Source organism: Pseudarthrobacter albicanus (genome assembly GCF_018224015.1).
Classification (GTDB): domain Bacteria; phylum Actinomycetota; class Actinomycetes; order Actinomycetales; family Micrococcaceae; genus Arthrobacter; species Arthrobacter albicanus.
The window spans coordinates 1-4,600 of sequence record NZ_JAGPOT010000099.1; the positions used below are offsets into that span (position 1 = coordinate 1).

The following is a 4,600-nucleotide window of genomic DNA, read 5'->3' on the forward strand; positions in this document are numbered from 1 at the left end:
CACCGGCACGGACCCGCCGGACCCGGCCACGGCACCGCCGGACCCGGCGGCCACGGCGTCCGCCGCGGACACGCCGGACCCGCCGGCCGCGGAAGCGTCGGCGCCGCCCGGGCTGCCGCTGGAGCTGTCGACGGGGCTGTCCCGCCACCCGGTGGCCCACGACGTGGTGCCCGTGGGGGCCGGCAGTTTCCTGGCCCGGTCCACCGCCCCAGCCGCGACGAGCTGCAGATATTCCACGGTCCGCGAGAGTTCTTCCACCTCGCCGGCGAAGTCCGCCGCCTCGGCGAATCCGAAGCCCGCGGCATCATCCACCGCCGTCGAGGCCAGTGTCCGGAGCAAGCCCAGGACGGCGCGGCCCGGCACAGGCTCTCCGGCCTGGGGTGTCCCCGGTGCCGTGTCCTGAAAACGGACGAACTCCCTCGTGGTGTCCATGAGTAAAAGCTACTCGCGGGCTCTGACTTTTTAACGCGCACGGTAGGCAACGACGTCGAGCGCCTCATCCCAACGCATGTGATGAAGAAGTTGAAGCTCAGCACCCGGCCCGCCGGTCTGGGCGTGCGGCGCCGCACGGCCCCCGGCGGGGATCTCAGCCGCCCAGCAGCCCCGTGGTCCGGTAGGGGATGACCTCGCGCAGGAACATGCTGGTGGACGTCCGCACGATACCAGGGCACAGCCGGATCTCCTCGGACACCCGGTACAGATCGTCGGGGCTGCGGGCCACGACCCGGATCAGGAGGTCGGTATCGCCGGCGGGCGCATGGCATTCGAGCACTTCGGGGATGTTCCGCAGGGCGGCGATGGCCTCGTTCAGGTGGCTCTGGTCCAGTTCCGCGCTCACCGACGCCGCCACACCGCGGCCCAGCGCGGACGGGAGGACGCGGCTGCTGTTTGGCCGGAGGGCTCCCGACGCCGTCATCCGCTCGAGGCGCGACTGCACCGTGCCGCGCGCGAGCCCCAGCTTCTGCGCCAGCACCATGACCGGCACCCGGGGATCCTCATCGAGGGCGACGAGGATCCGCCGGTCCGTCCCGTCGAGTTCCTGCAAAATGACCACTTCCTGCCTGCTCCACCGGCCCGAATTGATCAGATTGACCAATCCAATGGAGGTTCGTTGCACCAACTGTAGGCTGTCTGTTGAAATAATGACAACGAAGGGACGAGGCTACCGCCGGACCCCGAAAGGCTACAGGCGCCCCGGAACACCACCCGGACCCTGGACGAGGCTTCCCGCAAGGAACCCGCCGCTGATTGACTCTTGTTCACGCATCGTCACTCCGCCCGACTTAACTAAACACGGCAAGAGCCCCTGAGCCACCGACGTCGGATTTCCCCGAAGTCATCGGTAGCTGAGGGGCTCTTGCCGTGCTGCTGTCCTGCTGGGAATAGGCTGATCCCATGACCTCCGCCGGCCGCTTTGCCCCCAGCCCCTCCGGCGAACTTCATCTGGGCAACCTCCGGACGGCCATCCTCGCCTGGCTCTTTGCCCGCTCCTCCGGCCGGCGCTTCCTGATGCGCGTGGAGGACCTGGACCGCGCCAGGGCAGGTGCCGAGGCGGAGCAGCTCCGTGATCTGGCGGCGATCGGCGTGAGCTGGGACGGCGGCGTCGTGCGCCAAACGGAGCGCTGGCCCCTGTACGCGGAGGCGGTCGGACGGCTGACGGCCGCCGGACTGACGTACGAGTGCTTTTGTACCCGCCGCGAAATCCAGGAGGCCCCGTCCGCGCCGCACGCACCGCAGGGCGCGTACCCGGGCACATGCCGGAACCTCCCTGCCCCCGAGCTCGAGGCCAGGAGGGCCATCCGGCCCGCAGCGATCCGGCTCCGTTCCGAGGTGCGTGAAGCGATGGTGCAGGATGTGCTGCACGGCAGCTATACCGGGATCGTGGATGACTTCGTGCTCCGGCGCAACGACGGCGTGACGGCTTACAACCTGGCCGTGGTGGTGGACGACGCCGCGCAGGGCATCGACCAGGTGGTCCGCGGCGACGATCTGCTGCCCTCCACGCCCCGGCAGGCATACCTTGCCTCGCTCCTGAATATGCCCGTTCCGGAATATGCGCACGTGCCGCTGGTGCTGAACGCCGACGGCGCCCGGCTCGCCAAGCGCGACGGCGCCGTCACGCTCGCTGAGCTGGCGGTCGCCGGGGTGCGGGTTGAGGAGGTCCGCGACGTGCTGCTGGCCTCCCTGGGGCTGCCGGCCGGACCGCTGGAGCGTGCGCTGGCGGTCTTTGACCCCGCCGCACTGCCGCGGGAGCCGTGGGTCTGGCCCGGCATGGGCGGGCGCGGCGCGTAGGCTGGAAGCATGTCAGAACCAGCGATTCCCCAGCCCCGCTTCACCGTCGAGACAGCCAAGATCCTTGCCGAAGTGGCCCACAACCGGCAGAAGGACAAGCTCAAGCGGCCCTACAAGGAGCACGTGCTGGCCGTCGGGGACGCGCTGGCTGATTTCGACGACGACATCCGGATCGCCGGTTACCTGCACGACGTCGCCGAGGACACCCCCATGACCCGGCAGGCGCTCCTGGACATGGGTGTTTCCGGGCGGGCCGTGGACATCATCGAGCGCGTCACGAAGCGGTTCCACGAGACCCCGGACGACTACCAGGCCGTCATCCGCTCCATCGCCGAGGACCACGACGCCACCCTGGTCAAGATTGCCGACAACGCGCACAATTCGCTGCCCGAGCGGGTCAGGGCGCTGGCCGAGAAATGGCCGGACAAGCCGCCCGTCACCCGCTACGACGAGGCCCGCCCGGTGCTCTACGCCGCCGTACCCGTCGAGGAAACCCGGAAGATCCTGGCCCGTGTGAACCCGTGGCTGCTCGAGGAACTCGATGACATGCTCGACGAGGCGGACGAGACCGACTACGAGAACCTCTCCTACGAGCCCGCGGCCGGGACTGTCGAGACCGAGTCGGGGGCTGAGCCTTCTTGGGCGGTCGAGCCTGCCGATACCGAGTCCCACCGGAACTGACTGGCCGCCATCGGAGTCTGGTCCAGATCCTGGGAAACAACGCTGCTGACAGCCCGCCGCTGGTCCGGGTAGTACTCGTCGAAGCGCTGGCGCGCGATGCGTCCCAGCCTTTCGACAGTGTGCCAGCTGATGACCGCCAGTAGCAGGGTCAGCAGGATGGCCGAAACAGCCACCAGCGGCGGAAGATCGGCTGTCGATCCGCCGTTGAGCCAGAGAATGACGACATAGTTCCAGAGGTACACGGCGTAGGAAACTGTGCCCAGCAGCTGCAGCGCGCGCGTCCACTTCGGCATCACACGGGTACGGGAGGCGGCCAGTACCACCAGGACGGCCGCGGCAGCCATGGCCAGCGGCCCTCCACCGAAGAAGAAGGCCGGCGATTCGTTGGCCTTGGGGAAGAAGATCAGCGCGGCCAGGACAAGGATCGAGCCGAGCAGGGCCGCCAGTCTGAGCCGTTGGCCGGAGAACCAGCTGAACACATGGACCCTGTATAGGCGCAGCGCCGAACCGACGATCAGCCCGAGACCCCACGTCGTCGGCAGCGCGTAGACCAGGGAGTGAAGTTGCGGAGCCAGGATCAGCATCGCCAGCACACTCGCCGTCATGAGGGAAAGGACGACGGCGGCAGACCAGCCAATCAGCCGTCCCTGACGGTTACTCCGCAGGGCGAACACCAGCAGCGCCGGCCAGATCAGATAGAACTGCTCTTCCACCGCCAGAGTCCAGAGCGGTCCGATGGCCAAGCTGACATCGAAAGGCAGCGGTAGGTCTTTGAGGTACTCGAAACCGGCAAGGACGGTATAACCGATGATTCCCTTGGATCGATCCCCGAGGACATCGGCCGTCAATTCAACGATGGCGTACACGCCGAGGAAGGAGATGAGTGCCGGCAGCAGGCGGAAGGCCCGATGCGCATAAAAACGGCCGTAACGAATTTTGCGATGCCGTTCGACATCCCTGAGTAGCACGCCTGTGATCAGGTAACCGCTCAACACAAAGAAGACAATGACACCGACGATGCCGGCACCTTGAAATATCCCGGGCCAAGAATGTCCCAACAGAACGGCACCGACGGCAGCACCGCGAAGAACGTCCAGGCCGTCCAGCCTTGGGCGCACTGTCGTTTGCTGGGCAGCCGTCGCGACCGTTCCACCAACTAGCAACGTCACATAACCTCCGGAGCCTCTATCTGGCCGGTTCCAACTCCAGCTGAATCAAGCCAAAAACCGACCCTTGCCTGTTGACATGACTGCAGGCGCCAGTCCTGCGCCTTGTCCAAGTATCCCCGATTTGGCTGGACGAAACCTGACCCCGGCCAGCCCGAGGATCCGGCCGCCAGCCCGACAGGCCTATGGGACCCACATGCGGCCTCGGTGGTCCCTAGCTCCGCGCGGTCCGGACACCAGGGATCCGTTCAGCACTGAGCCACGTTGCTGGTGGGTATCAAGTTCAGCATTTTCGGCCCTCCGTCGAACGCCCGCTCAACGGCCGGTGCGCGCCGACGCTGTTCCCCCGGGCGGCGTGGGTGAGCCCGACGCAGATCTGGGCGAGACCTTGCCACAGGTTGCGTTCTTCGGCCGGCCCGGCTTTCCAGCGGGCCTCGAGTACCTCATGGGCGGCGAAGGGC

Annotated in this window: 5 protein-coding genes and 1 pseudogene; 2 read left to right on the plus strand and 4 right to left on the minus strand. The window is 67.1% G+C overall.

Translation table 11 applies throughout. From position 1 onward, the window contains the following. Together J9611_RS18015 and J9611_RS18020 are read right to left on the minus strand one after the other, a co-directional pair. A pseudogene (locus J9611_RS18015) lies at positions 1-432 on the minus strand (HNH endonuclease signature motif containing protein); the annotation flags it as partial. A gap of 154 nt (positions 433-586) precedes the next feature. Continuing rightward, complete coding sequence (locus J9611_RS18020) at positions 587-1,045, minus strand: Lrp/AsnC family transcriptional regulator (protein ID WP_211882205.1); 459 nt, start codon at positions 1,043-1,045, stop codon at positions 587-589. A gap of 350 nt (positions 1,046-1,395) precedes the next feature. Between J9611_RS18020 and gluQRS the strand changes: the two genes are divergently transcribed. After that, positions 1,396-2,292: a tRNA glutamyl-Q(34) synthetase GluQRS gene (gluQRS, locus tag J9611_RS18025; RefSeq protein WP_211882203.1), complete on the plus strand. Its 897-nt coding sequence runs from the start codon at positions 1,396-1,398 to the stop codon at positions 2,290-2,292. Between the two features lie 9 nt (positions 2,293-2,301). Further along, positions 2,302-2,973: an HD domain-containing protein gene (locus tag J9611_RS18030; RefSeq protein WP_246528008.1), complete on the plus strand. Its 672-nt coding sequence runs from the start codon at positions 2,302-2,304 to the stop codon at positions 2,971-2,973. Here J9611_RS18030 and J9611_RS18035 read toward each other — a convergent pair. Together J9611_RS18035 and J9611_RS22405 are read right to left on the minus strand one after the other, a co-directional pair. Continuing rightward, complete coding sequence (locus tag J9611_RS18035; protein ID WP_211882204.1) at positions 2,880-4,142, minus strand: acyltransferase family protein; 1,263 nt, start codon at positions 4,140-4,142, stop codon at positions 2,880-2,882. The two genes, J9611_RS18030 and J9611_RS18035, sit on opposite strands and share 94 nt — an antisense overlap. Positions 4,143-4,422: 280 nt before the next feature. Next, a partial coding sequence (locus J9611_RS22405; RefSeq protein ID WP_211882206.1) for a DUF309 domain-containing protein occupies positions 4,423-4,600 on the minus strand: 178 nt, incomplete at its 5' end.

Coding starts and splice junctions, on each gene's coding strand:
- J9611_RS18030 (WP_246528008.1), top strand. CDS start 2,302: ATGTCAGAACCAGCGATTCCCCAGCCCCGCTTCACCGTCGAGACAGCC.
- gluQRS (WP_211882203.1), top strand. CDS start 1,396: ATGACCTCCGCCGGCCGCTTTGCCCCCAGCCCCTCCGGCGAACTTCAT.